General features: G+C 67.6%; 19 protein-coding genes. 12 read left to right on the top strand and 7 right to left on the bottom strand.

Features of this window, described 5'->3' with window-relative positions:
• From DY926_RS12720 to DY926_RS12710, 3 genes are all read right to left on the bottom strand, one after another.
• Positions 1-301 (bottom strand): hypothetical protein (locus DY926_RS12720; RefSeq protein ID WP_148707787.1); only part of this gene is annotated, 301 nt, incomplete at its 3' end.
• 8 nt (positions 302-309) lie between these two features.
• The gene (locus DY926_RS12715) at positions 310-525 is read right to left on the bottom strand and encodes a DUF333 domain-containing protein (protein ID WP_241503208.1); all 216 of its coding nucleotides are present in this window, start codon (positions 523-525) and stop codon (positions 310-312) included.
• Between the two features lie 8 nt (positions 526-533).
• Positions 534-968: a putative hemolysin gene (locus DY926_RS12710; RefSeq protein WP_116703704.1), complete on the bottom strand. Its 435-nt coding sequence runs from the start codon at positions 966-968 to the stop codon at positions 534-536.
• A 48-nt stretch (positions 969-1016) separates the two neighbouring features.
• Here DY926_RS12710 and DY926_RS12705 point away from each other — a divergent pair, with 48 nt between their 5' ends.
• The 7 genes from DY926_RS12705 (at position 1017) to DY926_RS17340 (ending at position 8581) form a co-directional block, all read left to right on the top strand.
• Positions 1017-2954 carry an esterase/lipase family protein gene (locus tag DY926_RS12705; protein WP_116703703.1) on the top strand — a complete coding sequence of 646 codons (1938 nt, stop codon included), beginning with the start codon at positions 1017-1019 and terminating at the stop codon, positions 2952-2954.
• On the top strand, positions 2951-3979 hold the full coding sequence (locus DY926_RS12700; protein WP_116703702.1) for an Lnb N-terminal periplasmic domain-containing protein: 1029 nt from the start codon (positions 2951-2953) through the stop codon (positions 3977-3979). The genes DY926_RS12705 and DY926_RS12700 overlap by 4 nt, the downstream gene beginning before the upstream one ends.
• Positions 3980-4135: 156 nt before the next feature.
• Positions 4136-5200 carry an alkene reductase gene (locus tag DY926_RS12695; RefSeq protein WP_116703701.1) on the top strand — a complete coding sequence of 355 codons (1065 nt, stop codon included), beginning with the start codon at positions 4136-4138 and terminating at the stop codon, positions 5198-5200.
• A gap of 442 nt (positions 5201-5642) precedes the next feature.
• Complete coding sequence (locus tag DY926_RS17035) at positions 5643-5849, top strand: hypothetical protein (RefSeq protein WP_148707786.1); 207 nt, start codon at positions 5643-5645, stop codon at positions 5847-5849.
• A gap of 11 nt (positions 5850-5860) precedes the next feature.
• Positions 5861-6469, top strand: coding sequence for a hypothetical protein (locus tag DY926_RS12690; protein WP_148707785.1), 609 nt, complete (start codon positions 5861-5863; stop codon positions 6467-6469).
• Between the two features lie 255 nt (positions 6470-6724).
• Positions 6725-8128 (top strand): tetratricopeptide repeat protein, encoded by a 1404-nt coding sequence (locus DY926_RS12680; protein WP_116703698.1) that lies wholly within the window; start codon positions 6725-6727, stop codon positions 8126-8128.
• Between the two features lie 315 nt (positions 8129-8443).
• Positions 8444-8581: a hypothetical protein gene (locus DY926_RS17340; protein WP_158551991.1), complete on the top strand. Its 138-nt coding sequence runs from the start codon at positions 8444-8446 to the stop codon at positions 8579-8581.
• Here the strand turns inward: DY926_RS17340 and DY926_RS12675 are convergent.
• The 3 genes from DY926_RS12675 to DY926_RS12665 form a co-directional block, all read right to left on the bottom strand.
• A complete protein-coding gene (locus DY926_RS12675) occupies positions 8578-9006 on the bottom strand; it encodes a DOPA 4,5-dioxygenase family protein (RefSeq protein WP_116703707.1) in 429 nt (142 codons plus the stop codon). The two genes, DY926_RS17340 and DY926_RS12675, sit on opposite strands and share 4 nt — an antisense overlap.
• 34 nt (positions 9007-9040) lie before the next feature.
• Positions 9041-9745, bottom strand: a complete 705-nt coding sequence (locus DY926_RS12670; protein ID WP_241503207.1) for a YceI family protein — start codon at positions 9743-9745, stop codon at positions 9041-9043.
• Positions 9746-9816: 71 nt separating this feature from the next.
• Positions 9817-10785 (bottom strand): S24 family peptidase, encoded by a 969-nt coding sequence (locus DY926_RS12665; protein ID WP_116703697.1) that lies wholly within the window; start codon positions 10783-10785, stop codon positions 9817-9819.
• A 67-nt stretch (positions 10786-10852) separates the two neighbouring features.
• On the opposite strand from DY926_RS12665, the gene DY926_RS12660 reads away from it, so the two are divergent.
• The 3 genes from DY926_RS12660 (at position 10853) to DY926_RS12650 (ending at position 15416) form a co-directional block, all read left to right on the top strand.
• Entirely contained in the window at positions 10853-12049 is a 1197-nt protein-coding gene (locus DY926_RS12660) for a bifunctional DNA primase/polymerase (protein WP_241503205.1), read from the top strand.
• A 454-nt stretch (positions 12050-12503) separates the two neighbouring features.
• Positions 12504-13742: a virulence-associated E family protein gene (locus tag DY926_RS12655; RefSeq protein ID WP_116703696.1), complete on the top strand. Its 1239-nt coding sequence runs from the start codon at positions 12504-12506 to the stop codon at positions 13740-13742.
• A gap of 1107 nt (positions 13743-14849) precedes the next feature.
• Positions 14850-15416 (top strand): hypothetical protein, encoded by a 567-nt coding sequence (locus DY926_RS12650; protein WP_116703695.1) that lies wholly within the window; start codon positions 14850-14852, stop codon positions 15414-15416.
• 205 nt (positions 15417-15621) lie between these two features.
• Here DY926_RS12650 and DY926_RS12645 read toward each other — a convergent pair whose 3' ends face one another.
• A complete protein-coding gene (locus DY926_RS12645) occupies positions 15622-16092 on the bottom strand; it encodes an Hsp20/alpha crystallin family protein (RefSeq protein ID WP_241503204.1) in 471 nt (156 codons plus the stop codon).
• Between the two features lie 331 nt (positions 16093-16423).
• On the opposite strand from DY926_RS12645, the gene DY926_RS12640 reads away from it, so the two are divergent.
• Positions 16424-16729 carry a hypothetical protein gene (locus tag DY926_RS12640; RefSeq protein ID WP_116703693.1) on the top strand — a complete coding sequence of 102 codons (306 nt, stop codon included), beginning with the start codon at positions 16424-16426 and terminating at the stop codon, positions 16727-16729.
• Between the two features lie 745 nt (positions 16730-17474).
• Positions 17475-17911, top strand: a 437-nt coding sequence (locus tag DY926_RS12630; RefSeq protein WP_148707783.1) for a DMT family transporter, incomplete at its 3' end; no start/stop codon positions are given.

Genomic DNA, 17911 nt, shown 5'->3' with positions numbered 1-17911 from the left:
GGCTGGGGGCGGTCTGCACGGGGTCCTCCTGCTGGTGGGATAGGTTCATCCGCCAGCCCACATCATGCACGCCCGTTATGCAACCGGCCCCGGCGGCAGCGCGCGCGGATTTGACCATGCCCGCCAGCGTGGCAGCGGGCTGGCGCATGGGGGGCGCTGCACCGGGGCATTGCAAGAAGCAGGCATCATGCACGCCCATCAGCGCGGGTGGGGGCGGGGCACGATGGTCCAGCCCGCCAGCGTGGCAGCGGGCTGGCGCATGGGGTGCCTGCACCGGGGCATTGCAAGAAGCAGGCATCACGCCGCCCATCAGCGCGGGTGGGGGCGGGGCACGATGGTCCAGCCCGCCACCCGGCTGCCGGGCGGGAGCTGGCACAGCCCGGTATGGCCATCGGGCGTGAGCCGCCATGTCCCGCCCCGGCGCGCGCAGTCCTGCGCCGGGGGCAGGCCACGGGCCATGAGCGCATCCTCACACCCCGCCAGCGCCACCAGCAGCACGGCGGCCAGCAGGCGCAGGGGCGGCATGGCGTGGCCTAGCGGCGCATGGCGGGGTGGCTGTGGCGGTACAGCTTCCATTCATCCACCCGCCGCCCGCTGGGCAGGCGGCACAGGCCCGACACCCCGGCGGCGGTGCGCTGCATGATGACCTGCCCCCCGCGCTGCGTGCAGTATTTCGAGGCCGGGTTGGGCATGCCGATCGGCCCCGCCGCGTGGGCAGGCGCAGGCAGCGCCAGCCCCGCCCATGCGCAGGCCAGCAGCGCGATGGCGCGGGGCAGGCGGGCGTAACGGCGGCGGCCATCAGGTCGGGACAGGGGCGGGAGAGGCATCATGTCGGTTCTGGCCCTTTTCATGCTGTGCGCCGCCATGCCGCGTGGGGCATGGGGCGCGTGGTGGCGTGTCGGGGCATACAGTACGCGCGCCATGGGGGGAACGGCAAACCGCCACGGGGCGGGCTGGTTGCGCGGCATGTGCGATTCCCCGCTTGCGCGGCGCGCGGGGCCGCCTAATGTGCGGTAATGAAACGGATCTTCATGCGCCTGCGCGCCGCCTGTCCCCCCGCCAGCCTGCTGGCCATGGTGGCGCTGGCGGGGTGCGCCGGGCCGGTCAGCGTGCGGCAGGTCTCGCTGGTGCAGGGCTACCGCGCCACCAGCCGCAGCGCGCTGCTGGGCCACGCGCCGGGCAATTCAACGCTGGTGGTGCTGCGCCGCAACGGCCTGCTGCCCCAGTGGCGCGCCCACCCCGACCGCGCCATAGCGGCCCTGCGCGCGCAGGCCCGCACCGGCGCCATCGACCCCGATGACATGGCCGACACCCTGTTCGCGCTGGCGGAGCTGAGCTACCGGCAGGGCCTGCGCCACCACAATGCGGCGGATTTCCTGTCCGCGGCACTTTATGCCTATGCCTACCTGCAGCCGGGGCAGGCGGGTGGCCCCAGCCCGTATGATGAACGCTTCCGCCAGGCGTGCGACCTGTACAACCTTGGCCTGAGCGCGGCCTTTCCCAACGGGGTGGGCGCGGGGGTGCAGCGGCGCGCGCTGCCCTATGGCACGATCGAGCTTGGCTTCGACCCCGCGCAGCTCCGCTGGCATGGCCGCGTGCTGGACGGCATGCGGCCCACCGCCACGCTGGCGGTCAGTGGCATGCCCAATGTCTATCGCACGCCGGGGCTGGGCGAGGCCCTGACCGCGCTGGCCCGCCCTGCGCCCGACACCGCCCGCCCGCCCGCGCCTGACAGCCCGGAAGGCGGCGGCAGCTTCAGCATATCGGACCAGATCCGCGTGCCCGCCAGCCTGCTGCTGGAAATGGACAACCCGCGCGCGCAGGTGCTGGGGGACAGCCCGCATGGCCGGCTGGTGCTGCGGGTGATGGATCAGGACCCCGCCACCCGCATTGGTGACGCCACCGTTCCCGCCGCCTATGACCAGACCGCCGCCCGCGCGTTGAGCCTGCGTGAAACCGCGCTGTGGACCAAGGAATATCGCGGCTTTCTGGATGGCACGACCTTTGACGGCACGCGCCCGCGGCTGGTGGCCATGACGCCGCACCGGCGGGGCAACATGCCGGTGGTGTTCATTCACGGCACGGCGTCCAGCCCCTACCGCTGGGCGGGCATGGTCAATGACCTGCTGGAAGACCCGCGCATACGCGAGCATTTTGACTTCTGGTTCTTCTCCTACGCCACATCCAGCCCCATCCCGTATTCCGCATGGCAGTTGCGCCGGGCCATTACGCAGGCGGTGAATTCGCTGGGCGGGGTGCGGGCGGACCCGGCGCTGGGGCGCATTACGCTGGTGGGGCACAGCCAGGGCGGGCTGCTGGCGCGCATGCTGGTCATCAACCCCGGTGACAGGCTGTGGAACGGCACCGCCAGCCACCCGCTTTCGGCCTTTCACCTGCGGCCCGACGCGCGCCGCTTCATACACGAGACCATGTTCCCCACCCCCATGCCCGAAATCCAGCGCGTGGTGTTCATCGCCACGCCGCAGCATGGCAGCTACTTTGCCGCCGCGTCGGTCATGCAGCTTGTGGGGCGGATGGCCAGCCTGCCGCTGCGCGTGAGCGAGACCGCGCGCGAACTCATGACCGGCGCGGGCGACAGCACCCACCTGGCGGGGCGGGTATCGCGGCTGGGCAGTGTGTACGCCATGTCGCCACGCAGTTCGTTCATGCGCACGCTGCCCACCATTCCCATCGTGGCGGGGGTGCATACCCATTCCATCATTCCCGTATGTGGCAATGGCGAGCCGCTTTCCCGCGCGGATGACGGCGTCGTGTCCTATGCCAGCGCGCACATACCGGGGGTGGATTCGGAACTGGTGGTGCGCCATTCGGAACATTCCACCCAGTCCAACCCCTTCACCATAGCCGAGGTCAGGCGCATCCTGCTGCTCCAGCTTGCGCAGGGGGTGGCCGCCCCGGCGGTCCCGACATCCCCCGTGGCGTCGCTGCGATGACCGCACGGGCAGGGCGCGCCCGCTGGCCATGGGCGCGCTACGCATTGGCGGCGGCACTGTGGGCGGGCACGGCGCTGGGGGTGGCGGCGCTGTATTATTCCACCTTGCTGCCCGATACGCTGCGGCTGGGACTGTGTGGCGGTTTTGCGCTGGGCATGGCGGGCGCGCACTGGCTGCGGCCCGTGCGGCTGCGGCGGGTGGCGCGCGGGGGGCTGGCATTGGCCCTGGTGGGCTGGTACGTGACCGACCCGCCGCGCAATGACCGCGTATGGGCGCCCGAATACGCCATTCCCGCCGATGCATGGCGCACGGGCGACAGGGTGCATGTGGCCCATGTGCGCAACTTCCGCTACCATAGCGAGAGCGACCCCATTCCCGCATGGTATGATGCGGATTATGACCTGAACGGGTTGGAGAGCGTGGATCTCGTCACCTCCTACTGGGCGGGGGAGTCGATCGCGCATGTGTTCCTCAGCTTCGGGTTTGCCGGGGGGCGGCACCTTGCCATCTCGATCGAGACACGGCGGCAGGCGCGCTTTCCCTATTCCGCCATTGCCGGGTTCTTCCACCATTACGAACTGTTTTTCGTCACCGCCGATGAACGCGACCTGATTGGCGTGCGCACCGACATCCGGCGCGAGCGGGTGTACCTCTACCGCCTCGACCTGTCGCCCGCCGTGCGGCAGCGGCTGTTCCTGAGCTATGTGGGCGCGATACACGATATCGTGCACCACCCGGTATGGTACAACACCCTGACCGACAACTGCACCACCGGCATACTGGCGCGCGCGGGGGCAAGGCTGCGCTACCGGCTGGACTGGCGCGTGATTCTGAGCGGCCACACGGCGGCCATGGCGTATGACATGAACCTGCTTGGCCCCTACGACCCCGCGCGCTACCCCGGTTTCGCGGCCCTGCACGCGGCCAGCCGCATCACCCGCCCGCCCGGCGCGCAGATCGGGCCGGACTATTCCGCCGCCATCCGCGCGGGGCTGCCGGTGCCCGAAACCCCCGCCAGCCCGTAACGGACCCGCCCCGCGCCGGATCACGTGAACCCGCTGGCGGGCGAATACCCATAGGTTTCAGGGCGCTGGGCATGGGTGTGGCCGTTTCGCGCCCTTGCGGCGGGTGGAGGATGCGCCCATCATCGCCGCCAGAAAAATGAACCGTGGAGATGGACCATGCCAACCCTGTTCACCCCGCTCAAGGCAGGCGACCTGACCCTGCCCAACCGCATCATCATGGCCCCGCTGACACGCCTGCGCGCGGGGGCGGGGCATGTGCCCAATGACCTTATGGCCACCTATTACGCCCAGCGCGCGCTGGCGGGGCTGATCCTGTCGGAAGCCACGCCCGTCAGCCCGCAGGGCGTGGGGTATGAGGGCGTGCCCGGCATCTGGACCGATGCGCAGGCCGAGGGGTGGAAAAAGGTCACATCCGCCGTGCATGAGGTGGGCGGGCGCATTTTCCTGCAACTGTGGCATGTGGGGCGGATTTCGGACCCGTATTTCCTGGGGGGCGAGGCCCCTGTGGCCCCCAGCGCCATCGCGCCGAAGGGGCATGTCAGCCTGCTGCGGCCCAAGCGTGATTACGTGACCCCGCGCGCGCTGGAAACGGCGGAGATACCGGGCATTGTCGCCGCCTTCCGCCGGGGGGCGGAGCTGGCGCGGCAGGCGGGCTTTGACGGTGTGGAGGTACATGCCGCCAATGGCTACCTGCTGGACCAGTTCCTGCAGGATTCCACCAACCACCGCACCGACAGCTATGGCGGCCCCGTTGAAAACCGCGCCCGCCTGCTGCTGGAGGTAACGGACGCGGCCATTGATGTATGGGGAAAGGGCCGGGTGGCCGTGCATATCGCCCCGCGCTGCGACCTGCATGACATGGGGGATTCCAACCCCGCCGCCACCTTTGGCTACGTGGCGACGGAGCTGGGGCGGCGCGGGATTGCGTTCATCTGCGCGCGTGAGGCGGAAGGCCCCGACAGCCTTGGCCCGCAGCTTAAAAAGCAGTTCGGCGGCGTGTATGTCGCCAATGAGCGCTTTACCGGCCCGCAGGCGGAAAAGGCGGTGGAAGAAGGCCGCGCCGATGCCGTGGCCTTTGGCCAGGCGTTCATTTCCAACCCCGACCTGCCCGAACGCCTGCGCGCGGGCGCCCCGCTGACCCCGCCCGACCCCGCCACGTTCTATACCCACGGCCCGCAGGGCTATATCGACTACCCCACCATGGGCGAGGCGGGGGACTGATTTCCCGCCCGGTTTCCATGTGCCGTGGGGCGGCATGGCAGCGTGCCGCCCTGCGTACTCCCTTTTGACACGACGCCGGGGCGCGGGCGGGCCGTGAATGGTCCCGGCTGCGCGCCAACCTGCCGCCCGGTGGTCCGTGTCCGGGTATCGGGTAACGCGGCACAAGCAGTTCGGGGCGGCGTTACAGCCTGTCGTCCCGCACACTCCCTGTGAAACGACACCGGGGCGCAGGCGGGTCAGGCATGGGCTTCGGTTGCGCGCCAACCTGCCACCGTGTGCCCCGCGCTCGGGTATCGGGTGACGTGGCAAAAGCAGTTCGGGGCGGCGTTGCAGCGTGCCGTCCCGCATACTCCCTTTGAAACGACACCGGGGCGCGGACGGGTCATGAACGGCCCCGGTTGCGCGTCCACCTGCCGCCCGGTGGCCCGTGTCCGGGTATCGGGTGACGCGGTACAAGCAGTTCGGGGCGGCATTGCTGCCTGCCGTCCCGTACACTCCCTTTGACACGACGCCGGGGCGCAAGCTGGCCATGAATGGTTCCGGCTGCGTGCCCGCCTGGCACCGGGTGGCGCGGGGGTCCGGTCATGGTCGTAAAAAGCGGTTCGGGGCGGGCGGATTATCTGGTATTGCGGCACTATTGTTGCTGTGAGACCCTTTGTCGTGAAAATTCTTCAGGTCATTTTCTATTCGGTCAGTTCCATAGTCGGTATCCTGTTCATAATTGGCGTCTTTACTTCCGGTTTACACCATAACGCCCGGCAGGCCGCCGGGTCGGGGCGGGGGGGCGTGGCATCGGGCCAGCCGCAGAATACCGACAGTTCCGCCATCGCGTTCCTTGGTGAAGTGCCGGGGCCTGACCGTATTCAGATGTATGCGTATGACGGGGCCGCCACGGACCGGTCATGTATGGAACAGTGGAGCAAGCGCGGGGTCGTTGATGTGGAAATGGAGAATTACTGCATTAACGAGGAAAGGGAAGGTTACGCCCGGCTTACGGAAACGGCGCGGAAAATTGGCGGTTTTTCATGGGGGAAGCCGCTGTTTGACACCCAGAGCGCAAAATGGACCAAAAGGGGCGTCGTTGATTATAACGAGGTCAATTATATACTCTCGCGCGACTATGACGCCTATCTGAACCTGAAATATGCCTACACGCATGAAGGTATCAATATTCCCGCCTTCGTACAGGCCATGGATATTGCCGACAGGTCAGGAGCGGGCATTTCCATGATCGAGTTTTCTTACAAACGGATTATCGGGAAAGACTGAAGCCAAATATCCGCCCGTGGCGCGCCCGGTAATCATGAGGAAGTTTTTGGTGGGGCTTTGTTCAAAAAGCTTCAGGAAACGCCGCCTTTTTGAAAAAAAAAGACACCACCGGGATGGCGCAGGCATGGCGTGGGCGGCCATGGGCCGGGTGCGTCATGTGGTCTCGTCATCGGGGTGGATCGTGGCTATCATGCCGCAGCTTTTCCCTCCTTCCGGCCGGCCGGCGCGGAAATACAGACCCGATCAGGTGACTTGATGAAACTGCCTTTTTCCTTCGTGCTGCTGGCAACACTTGCATGCACCGCGATCGGCGCGCACGACGCACGCGCGGGAATATCCCGCATTGACGAAGACAATATTGACCCGTGGATGGTTTATGGCGGTTCGGATAACGGCGTGCGCTCCTGCACCGTTGTGGCGAAGGTTGCGCAGGGGGCCGGTTTTGCGGTGGTGGCGTCCGACAGCAACAGGATCGAGGTCCTGCTCATCAACACCGCCTACAGGACTGCGGCCCTCGACCACGCCAATGTCAGTGTTGACATGCAGTTCGATGCCGGTCCGGCCCGGCACTATACTTCCACCGTTGCGACCGGCACGGGAACCATCAGCCATACCGTGGATGCAGCGGATGTGCCCGCACTGGTCCACAGCCTGTCCGATTCAGGGCTGCTGACCGTGACGATCTCGGCACCGATCAGCCAGACATGGAAGGTGGACCTGACAAAGGTCTATTACGCCATGAAGGACATGAAGCGTGACTGCATCGCCCCCCAGCACCTTGATAACCTGCCCGCGCCGTTCACACGCAATGATACCTACCTGAACGAACCCGAACACCCGAAGGTAAAGGTTGCGGCGGCCGCTGCCGTGGCTACTGCGCCATCACAACCCGCGCTGCCAGCCGCACTGCCAGCCGGGGTGCCGGGGCTGGGAGCGGACGTGCCCCGGACCGATGCCCGGACCATGTACGAAATCGGCGCGTCCTATGAAAATAAAACGGATGTACTGCCCGATTACGCCGCGGCAAGGGCATGGTACACAAAAGCCGCCGCCGCGGGCGATGTGCCCGCCATGCTCCGGCTGGGCTGGTTCTACCGCTCCGGGATTGGCGGGACGGTGAAAGACGACAACCTTGCCACCAGATATTTCACGCAGGCCGCCAATACCGGCAATGCGGCGGCATTACTCGAAATGGCGAAATTCTATGACACCGGCAACCTGTTCAGCGCGGTAGGGGTAGAGAGAAAGGCGGTGGTCGAGGCCCTGTACGTCCGCGCCGCCAATACCGGAAGCACCCAGGCCATGATGGCGGCGGGGGACTGGTACGCATCCAACCCGGCATTTATCGGGAACGCACCCGCAAAAAGCCTGCAGATGTACCTGCGCGCCAGCGATGCGGGCAATGTTGTTGGCATGCAGAAGGCTGGCTGGGACTATATCATGCACATTGGCATGCCCAAGGAGGAAATCAATCCGGCCAAGGGCATAGAACTGCTGGAAAAAGCGGCGGACGGCAATAATTACGAGGCCATGCAGGACCTGAGCTTTATCTATGCAGGCGACAATGTGCCCGAGGGCACGGCACCGATTGACAAGGCGAAGGCGAAGTACTGGTGGGATCTGTTCCTCAGGACCCGCGCCAGCCAGAACGCCCGCTGACAGCGCGGGCGGGCATGCGTTCCTGCGGCCCGGATGGAACGGTGCCGCGGGCGTGGCCTGCATCCGGCCGCAACGCCCGGCCTGCCGGTGATTTACTGCCAGACACCGACCCGAATTATTGGGGGGATACGGATTATTTCACACAGGCACACGATGCCGCCGCCCAATGGACCGCATTGATGGCGGCGAAAATTGTGGATGAAGGCCGGAATATTTCCGTTGTCCGCCTCCTGATGGACTGCCCGACAGGCGAAGGCGGCCCGCTGGCCGTGTGTCAGGCTGCAACGTGCCGGGCGCGGGTGGCAGGTTTACCAGGTGGACCCCGCCACGGATAACGAACTGCCCACCTGCCGGGGCATGTGGGTGCCGGCTGGGCACGCGCCCGATGCGGTTCCGGCCCCGGTAGCCCTGCCGCCCTGTCCTGCAATCAGGCTGGAGCCGACCCTGCCCTAGATTTCCACCCCGGCCTCGGGCTGGGTGTTGGGTTCGCCCGCCATGTCGGCCGCGTCGCTCCATTCGGGCAGGCGGTCGGCCAGCAGGGCGCGGGGGCGGCCGATCCACAGGCCATCATGCAGGTGGTCGCGGCGTGGCGCGCGGGTGTTGGGGTGGACCAGTATGCTCAGCCCGGCATGGTTGAGCAGGAGCCACGGCACAAGGCTGGCGAACAGCCCGGTTTCAAACGCGATCTGGTACATGGGGGCGACATGCGGGCCAACGGCCACGTCATGCCACCGCCCCAGCCGCACGGCAAAGCGCGCGGCCACCTGCGCGCGCAGGGTGGTGGCGGCGGCGCGGCTGGCGGGCGTGTCGAAATAGACATGGGCATGGTAGCTGGCAATCTCGGCCACGCGGCGCGGGGTGGGCGTGTCATCGGTCATGGGGGTGCTTTCGGGGGTTCTGGCGGGCGTGTGGTCAGCCATGCGGGGGCAGGGAGATGCGCGTTTCGGTGCGCATGTACGGTTTTACGGTATGGAGCAGGGTGGACATGCCCCATGCGCGGCCATCAAACGTGCCGGTGCTGTCCAGCATGGTCAGCGTGTTACCGGTAAAGACCATCTGCGTTTCAAACACCATGAGGTGGGTCTGCCCGCGCAGGGTCATTTTGCCCACCATGCGTGACTGGACGGCGTTGTCCACCACGCGGGGGCGGCAGTCGCCCACATAATGCACGGTGGGCCAGCGGTCACTGTCCAGCATCCCGCCCGAACGCGCGGCGGTGCGCTCCAGCACGGTGCCCATATGCACGGTGGTGGCGTCCATGGTCAGGTCCACATGGCAGGTCTGGCGCGACAGGTCGTAATCCAGCGTGCCCGACACCGTGCCGAACTGCCCGTCCATGCCGCCCACCACGCTATCGGCATGCAGCAGGACGGTGGTGTTGGCGGGGGTCAGCGCCAGGTGCCGGGTCTCGGCCCGCGCGGGGGCGGCCAGCAGCACAAGGCAGGACAGCACGGCGGCCCGCAGGCCATGCCGGGCGGGAGGGGGAAAATGGTAATGGTCCGTCATGGCGTGATAACGCCCGCCATGGCGGGAGGTTGTGCAGGCATGGTGCATCCGGGCAGGGGAGCGCGCACCATGCGGCCCAAATGCGGCGGCAGCAGGGCAGCGCGGTGTCATGCACGCCCGTTTTTACACAGCGGCACCAGAAATGTTCAGGACCGGAAATGCTCAGGACTGGCGCGGCCTGCCTATTTCCACACCCATTTGCCCACCACGCGGCCATTGATCACCAGGTCGGAGGCATTGACCTCATCCACGGGATAGGTGGGGTTGACGCTGATGATGCGGATGCGCTGCGGGCGGGAATTGGGCACCAGCATCAACTGCTTGATGACAACGCCCATGCCGTTCCACAGCACGTACACCCCGTCGGGCGAGGGGACGCGGTGGCTGGTATCGACCAGCACGCGGTCACCGGCCATGAATTCCGGCTCCATCGAATTGCCCGCAACGCGGATGATGGCAAGCCCGCTGGTGTCGGGCAGGTAGTTGCGGATGAAATCCCGCGGGATGCGCCATGACTCCAGCGTGGGGTGGCGCTCCCCATCGCCGCAGGCGGTGTGGTCCACGATGGCACCCGCGCCCGCCTGTGGCGAGATGTCATATTCATGCACCGCCACCGTGCCGTCATCGCCATGGGTGGGGGTGGTGGCGCGTTCGGCGCGGCTTATGCTTTCGTTCAGGTCCGTCTCGCCCGGCACGATGCCGCACAGCGCCCAGATCTCGGTTGGCGCAATGGGCGGGTCGCCCCGGTCACTGAGCAACGGGACAAGGCGGCGGACCATCTCGACGGGGATGAAGTCCTTTTTCAGCTTGTTCTCATAAAATGCGTAGCTGGAAAACCTGTCCCCCATGCCAAGGTCACGCGCCAGCGCGCGCACGGTATAGCCCGCGCGCTCCCGCAGTGCCTTGAGCCGCTGGGCCGCCGGGCTGGCCCCCGCCACCGTGCCGCCGCGCAGCAGGTCACTGGCGGTGCAGCCCAGCACGGCGGCCACCTTTTCCAGCCGGTCGCCGCCGGGGTGGCGGGACTTGCCGCGCAGGATGTCATGCACGTACGTCTCGTTCAGGCCGGCCAGTTCGGCCAGGCGCTTCTTGTTGAGGTTGAGCAGCGCCATGCGACGCTCGATCTCGGCTGCGGCGGGGGAGCGTGTATCCATAATGGGAACTGTCCCATAACCCGGCCGGGACCGGAAGGGGGGATGTATCCCATTATCGCTTGACGGAGTGGGACGTATCCCATACAACGCCGCCATGCCCCCACCATCGCCTTCACCCATCCCGCCCGACCTGCGCCGCGTGGCGCTGCTGGGGTGGCATGTCTATCCCGTGCGGCCACGTTCACGCGCGGCGTGCTTCCGTGGCGCGGTGGATGCCGCCACATGCGCGCTGGACACCATTGCCGCATGGTGCGCGCGCTGGCCGGGCTGCGGGTGGCGGGTGGTGTGCGGGCCATCGGGGCTGTTCGCGCTGGATGTGGACCGCCCCGGCACCCATGCGGCCGACGGGGTGGCGGCCCTTGCGGCCCTGGTGCGCCGCCACGGCCCGCTGCCGCCCCGGCCCATGACACGCACCGGCGGTTCCGGCGGGGCGGTGCTGTTCTTCCGCCATGCGGGGGAGGCGCTGACCGGGCGCTCGGGCTGCCCCGCGCCGGGGCTGGACCCGCACCGGGGGCGGCAGGCGGTCACCATCCCGCCCGCGCTGCATGCGGTCACGGGCGGGGCCTATGGCTGGCGCGTGCCGCCATGGCAGGTGGCCCCGCCGCCCATCCCGCACTGGCTGGCCCGCCTGCTGGCCCCGGCGCACGACACCACAGCCAGCCCCGCGCGCCCGCTGCCCCGGATGATGGATGGCGCGCGGGCGCAGGGTGCGCTCATGCGCGCCATGCACGCGGTGTGCGACGCCCCGGCGGGCACGGCCAACACCACGCTCAACGCCCGCGCCTATGCGCTGGGGCGGTGGTGCGGGGCGGGCATGATGGACGTGGCCACCGCACGCGACACCCTGCTCCACGCCGCGCGGCAACGTAACATCCCGCTGCCCGAGGCCCGCGCCACCATCCGCAGCGGCCTCGAAGCCGGGCAGCGCCAGCCACGCATGCTGCGTGGAGCGCTATCGCGACATCATTTCCGCCTCCCGCCGCCCCGGCGGGGCCTCGCCATCCGTGCCCGTTGCGCGGGGTTTCCCCGTATCGGGACCGCGCTCACGCATCCATCGCCGGGCGGTATTCGCCACCCGCTCCGGCCCGGTGGCACGATGGTACCAGCCGTGCAGGGCGTTACGCCGACATGGCAGAGATCATGTTTCCGCACCCCGGTTGTCCGGCGGTCCCGTGCCGTCTGCATCCGTTGCGCGGGGTTTTCCCGTGGCAGGGACACACTCACGTATCCTCCGCCGGACGGTATCGGCCCGCATCGGCATTAGCTTCGGTTTCGTGGCGGGGCGCTGCCAGTCACGCACGCAGCGCAGGGCGCTACGCTGATATGGCAGAAATCATGTTTCCGCACCCCGGTTGCCCGGCGGTCCCGGGCCATCTGCGTCCGTTGTGTGGGGCTTTCTGGTGGCGGCGGCACACTCACGTATCCCCCGCCGTATGGTATCAGCCTGCATCGCCGTCCGCTCTGGCTTCGTGGCGGGGCGGTGCCAGCGGTATCTACTATCCGGGCATGGGGGGCACGTTTTCAGGTTCCCTGTGGCGGGACCGCGCGCGCCGCACCACCATCCACTGCGTCCATGGGCCAGCGCGGCCACCTCCACGTCTGTCATACGGAACGCAGGCCCGCACGGCCATGACCCCGGCATGCCCTCATTTTTCCCCATCCACGGCGCACGTGCACATCCCGCGCCATCCCGTTCCCCACCAGCCCGAGGCGCGCCGATGACCCCCACATCCGACACCGCATGGATGGACCTGCTGGCGCGTGGGCCGCGCGGGGTCGTGCCGTCACTGGCAAACTGCCTTGTGCTGCTGGGCCATGACGCCTGCCTGCGTGAACTGGTGGCGTGGGATGAATTCGCCTTCCGCTGCATGGTCACGCGCGCCCCGCCACCGGCCTTTGCCGGGGCACCCCCGCCGCCGGGGCCGTATCCGCGCCAGATGGATGACATGGATGTGGCGCTGGTGCAGGCCTATCTGCAACGCGCCTATGGCCTGCCGGTCAGCCGCGCGGTGGCCGAGCAGGCGTGTCGCACCGCCGCCGGGCTGCACCGCCGCCACCCCGTGCGCGAATGGCTGGACGGCCTGCGCTGGGATGGCACGCCCCGGCTGGCCACGTGGCTGCACCACGCGCTGGGCACGGCGGATGACGCCTATCATGCCGCCGTTGGCGCGCGCTTCCTGTCCGCTGCGGTGCGCCGGGTGCGCGCGCCGGGGTGCAAGTTCGACTACGTGCCCGTGCTGGAGGGGCCGCAGGGCATGGGCAAGAGCCGCCTTCTGGCCGCGCTGTTCGGCGCGCCGTGGTTCAAGGATGACCTGCCGCGCGACCTGGGGGACAAGGACGCCGCACAGGGCCTGCTGGGCGTGTGGTGCGTGGAACTGGGGGAGCTGCAGGCGCTGGGCCGCAGTTCCAGCCGTGACGCCAAGGCGTTTTTCAGCCGCCAGCAGGACCGTTACCGCCCCAGCTATGGCGCGTTCGAGGTCACGCGCCCGCGGCAATGCGTGTTCGCCGGCACGACCAACGAGCGGGAATACCTGACCGACCCCACGGGCAACCGGCGTTACTGGCCCGTCACCTGCACGCGGGCGGACGTGGCGTGGGTTACGGCATGGCGGGCGCAGCTCTGGGCCGAGGCCGCATGGCGCGAGGCCACCGCCCCGCTGGAGCTGTGGCTGGACGATGCCCACCTGCGCGCCGCCGCCGCCCACGCGCAGGACACCCGCATGCACGAGGACGCCTGGCACGACCCCATCGCCACATGGCTGCGCAGCCGGGCGGCCCGCACGGCGCGCATGGCGGACATCCTGCACCTGGCACTCGGCCTGCCGCGCGACCGGCAGAACCGCGCCGCCCAGAACCGCGCCGCCAGCGTGCTGCGCGCCCTTGGCTGGACACGGCGCAAGATCCGCACCGGCACCACCACCCACTGGACATGGACACAGGACGACCCGACGGGCTGACGACCCGCCCCACACGCCAGCCCTGCACGCCGGACCCGCTGCCCCGGACGGGGCATCATGCGCGGCCTTGCATACCTGATTCCATGCACCCACTGACGCTACGGCACAGGCCCCACATGCCCGGATAGTAGATACCGCTGCCACCGCCCCGCCACGAAGCCGGAGCTAATGCCGATGCGGGCCGATACCGTCCGGCGGAGGATACGTGAGTGTGTCCCTGCCACGGGAAAACCCCACGCAACGGACGCAGACGGCACGGGACCGCCGGACAATATGGCGGACCACGCACCGCACCTGCGCACGGGCTGCTGAATGTCAGGCCCGCACAGTGTGGCAACCTGCCAGCCCGGCACGTAGGGTTCGTGTGCGCGGTTCATGCACCGGGGGCCACGCGGCCGTCATGCACCCCCTGCATGCTGGGGCATGTGCCGGACTTATGCACGGCCCCACGGTGCTGGCCCTACATGCCGGGTTCACGTGTCAGGCTTACATCGGGACAATATGGCGGGCATTCAGGCCCGGATCGGGGGCGGGGCCGGGCCAGTTCATGGGCGACATGCACCGCCCCGCAGCGCGAATTTGTGCGCCGGGGCAAACAGCCTGTGCCCGTGCAGGGCCGACATGTGGGGCAACGCACAGGTTTCGCGTTTGCCGGGAAGGGTTTGCGCATGGGGTAATCTGCCAATCCCACCGGCGGGGGCTGCACGCGGGGCAATGTGCCGGTTTCACACGCAGGACCAACACGGGAGGATCATCTACCGCGCCACCGCACAGACCAGCATGCAGGCCGGTGCGGCAGGCCATGCGCCGCACCGCGTTCATGCCGGGCGTGACGCAGGGGAACGTGTTCCGTCCGCCTGTTCCGTACATGGGGCACGGTGTTCGTGCTGTTCCCTCTGTTCCCACATGGGCGGCCAGTCTTTTCATGTCCTGCCGGTTATCCTGTACCGGACAGGTGGAGGGAACAGGGGAACGGGCGCGGGAAACCGGGGGGAAGCGGGTGTTCCCCATGTACCGGGCGGGCAGGGGCGGGGCCGATTGGGGCGGGCCACCTGCATGACGGGCTGTTAGAGTGACAATGTTGCACAACAGCGCACAGGAAATGCCATGGCCGTACCGCATACCCGCACCCCCATGCCTGCTGGTGTTCCGCCCCGTGTTGCAGCACTGCTGCGCGCGGACCGGCGGGCGCGGCTGCTGGCGCGTGACATTGCGGCGGGGCTGAAGCCCGACATGGGGGCCGATGGTCCCGCCGCGACGGCCCGCCCCGTGGAGGTCGCGCGCGTGGCCCTGGCCCCCGGCGCGCCCGCGCAGGCCGTGCGCCGCCTGCGTGATGGCTGCATGCTGGACCGCCTGTTCCACCGCGCCAATGCCGGGCTGAGTGCCGCGCAGCATGAGGTGGGGCTGCGTTTTCGCCGGTACTGGCTGCGCAGCACGTGCGGCGGGCGGCTGGTGCAGCGTTACAGCCCCCATACCGGCCCCGGCGCGGGGGGCGTGATGGAGGAGACGGAGGCGGCGGTGCATGCCCGTGCCGCGATTGACCGCGCGCTGGCGCTGCTGACCCCGGCGCGCGCCCGGGCGGTGTGCGCCGTGTGCGGCATGGACGAACACCCCGGCACGCGCACCCGCACGCTGCGCAGCGCGCTGGATGTGCTGGATGAACGGTGGCGTTAGGGCCACGAATGGGAATAACCCTGCAAAAACAGACGTTTCCGGGTGCCGCCTTTTTTCAGGCGGGGCGGCGGCCGTTAAGGCTTTTTGCAATAAGCTGCACCCAGAACCTTCTTGCGTTGTGCAGCGGTTGCGCGGAACGAAAACAGCCGCATACCCACGGCATGCGGCTGTCTGACCAGACTATGAAATATCAGGCGCGGCGCGCTCAGCCGGGCTGGATCTCGATCCTGCGTTCGGTCGGCTTGGCCGGTTCGCGGCGGGGCAGGGTGACGTGCAGCACGCCGTCCTTGATGCGGGCGGTGATGCGGTCTTCATCCACGCCCTCGGGCAGGCTGAAATGCTCGGCAAAGGCGCCGAAGCTGCGGGTGGAGACGTGCTGCTTCTGGTCGGTTTCGGCCACCGGGCTTTTCTTCTCGCCCGAGATGCTCAGCACACCGTTGCTGGCGTTGAGCGTGATGTCCTTGTCCGAGCAGCCGGGCACCTCGATGTAGATGTGGTAGCCTGCCGCGTCCTCGGTAATGTCGGTGGCGCCGATGCGGCCGGAGCCAAAGGTCTCGGGGGCGCGGTAATCATCAATCAGCCGGCCCACCTGGCGCTGCAGCACCGCAAACGGGTCAGCCACGCGCGCGGTGGCCGCACGCACCGGGGTGGCAACAAATGTCGGTCGCGCAATCATGGTCATTCTCCTTGAATACATAACCGGGGCGGGCTGTTCGGGGTCATGTCCGCCCATCTGCCGCCAATGCTGGGGCCAGCGGCCCCCCCATGCCGTGATGCAGGTCAATCCTGCCATGCGCTTCATTCCATGCAGGGATGACTTTTACTTCATCGAAACAACATAACCGGTGTCCTGTGCCATCCATGGCCAGAAACGACGTGACGCAGGGCAGTATTGCAACAATAAATGGCCTTGGCCACTTCTATGCGCGGATGGAAGGGGTATAAGCTGAGTGACTCGTTATAACATGCGGCAGGCCGCATGGGGTCCAGCAGATTGGAAAACACATATGTCAGTTGAAAACACGCTTCGTGACGCGATCCAGAAGAAGACCGTCATCGCCTTCACGTTCGATGGCAAGAACTACACCGGTTCGCCCCACGCGCTGGGTGAGCGCGACGGCACGGCGCAGGTAATGATCTATCGCGGCGAGGACGCACACGAAAAGCGCGTGCCCCCCACGGGGGAATGGAGCGTGCTGCCGCTGTCCGGCATCAGCAACATCCGCCTCATGCCCGGTGAAGCCTTCCACGTTGGCCACCCGGATGCGCAGGTGGAAAAGGACCTGCACAAGGTCACGCTGCGCGTCGCGTAAACAGGCCGGGTGCCCGCCCGTCCGGGCCGGGGCATCCTGCACGCGGGCAGCGCCCGGTCCCGCGCCGTGCCGGTGGCACGGATGGCGGGGTCCGGCACCGCCCCGGCCCGAAACGGGCAGGGGGGCGGTTGCCTGTCGGCATCCATATGATAATGGCGTATGGGGCATGGCCGGGCAGGCGGCCACGGGTTCCATTGTAAACGCGGGGATGGACCCGCTGCATTTTATTCTGGTCCGGCCTGAACGGGGCGTATCGCCGCCGTTACATACGGCCCTGTGCCGGAAGCAGGGCCTTGCTGCCCGCCGCGTGGATGACAATGGTGGCCATGGTTCCCGGATAGAGTATGGGCGGAATGGCTATTAATAATAAAGCGCCATACATCCATTCTGGAGACTGCCTGAAGCAGCCAGTTCACGGAACATCCTGCAATAATATGGATGTTTTTTTGAAAAAAGCAGCACCCGGAAACTTTTGCTGTTTTTTATAAATCAGTTCTTTTCAAACGGCCTCCTGTGGTTCTGATCCTTTCGTCAGGGATCATCCTTCGCGCCGCGCCAGCATGCGGCCTGCATCCATGTCCGGTCGGCTCCATCATCGCCCGCGCGTGGCGTGGGCACCGGCACGGCATTCTGGCGTTACGCCGCAATATCCATGCAAAAAGCGGCATCATCCGCCCCGCCATGGCCCGTATCGCAGCCGCGCGCCGTGCTACCGCCGTGGCCTGCGGCATGGTAGGCTGGGGGCATGAATACGACCGGCCTCTGCCTTGCCCTGCTTTCCGCCGTGCTGTTCGGGGCCAGCACCCCGTTTGCCAAGCTGCTGCTGGGCGACATGACGCCGCAGATGGCGGCGGGGCTGCTCTATCTGGGTTCCGGCGCGGGGCTGGCGGTGGTGCTGGGTGCGCGCGCGCTGCTGCGCCTGCCCACGCATGATGAAGCGCCACTGACCCGCGCGGACCTGCCGTGCCTGCTGGCGGTGATCGCGGCGGGCGGCGTGGCGGGGCCGCTGCTGCTCATGGTCGGGCTGGCGCGGACGGATGCGGCCAGCGCATCGCTGCTGCTCAATCTGGAAAGTCTTGCGACGCTGCTGATCGCATGGGTCGTGTTCCGTGAAAACGTGGACCGCAGGCTGCTGCTGGGGGCGGCGTGCATCGTGCTGGGGGCGGGCGTGCTGTCATGGCA

The organism is Komagataeibacter melaceti (assembly GCF_003403295.1).
GTDB classification, from domain to species: domain Bacteria; phylum Pseudomonadota; class Alphaproteobacteria; order Acetobacterales; family Acetobacteraceae; genus Komagataeibacter; species Komagataeibacter melaceti.
This window is presented reverse-complemented; position numbering and strand designations above follow the sequence as displayed.

What these genes read in the sequence shown, in the direction of transcription:
- DY926_RS12715 (WP_241503208.1), bottom strand. Translation starts at nt 525, where the DNA reads ATGCCGCCCCTGCGCCTGCTGGCCGCCGTGCTGCTGGTGGCGCTGGCG.
- DY926_RS12710 (WP_116703704.1), bottom strand. Translation starts at nt 968, where the DNA reads ATGCCGCGCAACCAGCCCGCCCCGTGGCGGTTTGCCGTTCCCCCCATG.
- DY926_RS12705 (WP_116703703.1), top strand. Translation starts at nt 1,017, where the DNA reads ATGAAACGGATCTTCATGCGCCTGCGCGCCGCCTGTCCCCCCGCCAGC.
- DY926_RS12700 (WP_116703702.1), top strand. Translation starts at nt 2,951, where the DNA reads ATGACCGCACGGGCAGGGCGCGCCCGCTGGCCATGGGCGCGCTACGCA.
- DY926_RS12695 (WP_116703701.1), top strand. Translation starts at nt 4,136, where the DNA reads ATGCCAACCCTGTTCACCCCGCTCAAGGCAGGCGACCTGACCCTGCCC.
- DY926_RS12680 (WP_116703698.1), top strand. Translation starts at nt 6,725, where the DNA reads ATGAAACTGCCTTTTTCCTTCGTGCTGCTGGCAACACTTGCATGCACC.
- DY926_RS12675 (WP_116703707.1), bottom strand. Translation starts at nt 9,006, where the DNA reads ATGACCGATGACACGCCCACCCCGCGCCGCGTGGCCGAGATTGCCAGC.
- DY926_RS12670 (WP_241503207.1), bottom strand. Translation starts at nt 9,745, where the DNA reads ATGACACCGCGCTGCCCTGCTGCCGCCGCATTTGGGCCGCATGGTGCG.
- DY926_RS12665 (WP_116703697.1), bottom strand. Translation starts at nt 10,785, where the DNA reads ATGGATACACGCTCCCCCGCCGCAGCCGAGATCGAGCGTCGCATGGCG.
- DY926_RS12655 (WP_116703696.1), top strand. Translation starts at nt 12,504, where the DNA reads ATGACCCCCACATCCGACACCGCATGGATGGACCTGCTGGCGCGTGGG.
- DY926_RS12650 (WP_116703695.1), top strand. Translation starts at nt 14,850, where the DNA reads ATGGCCGTACCGCATACCCGCACCCCCATGCCTGCTGGTGTTCCGCCC.
- DY926_RS12645 (WP_241503204.1), bottom strand. Translation starts at nt 16,092, where the DNA reads ATGATTGCGCGACCGACATTTGTTGCCACCCCGGTGCGTGCGGCCACC.
- DY926_RS12640 (WP_116703693.1), top strand. Translation starts at nt 16,424, where the DNA reads ATGTCAGTTGAAAACACGCTTCGTGACGCGATCCAGAAGAAGACCGTC.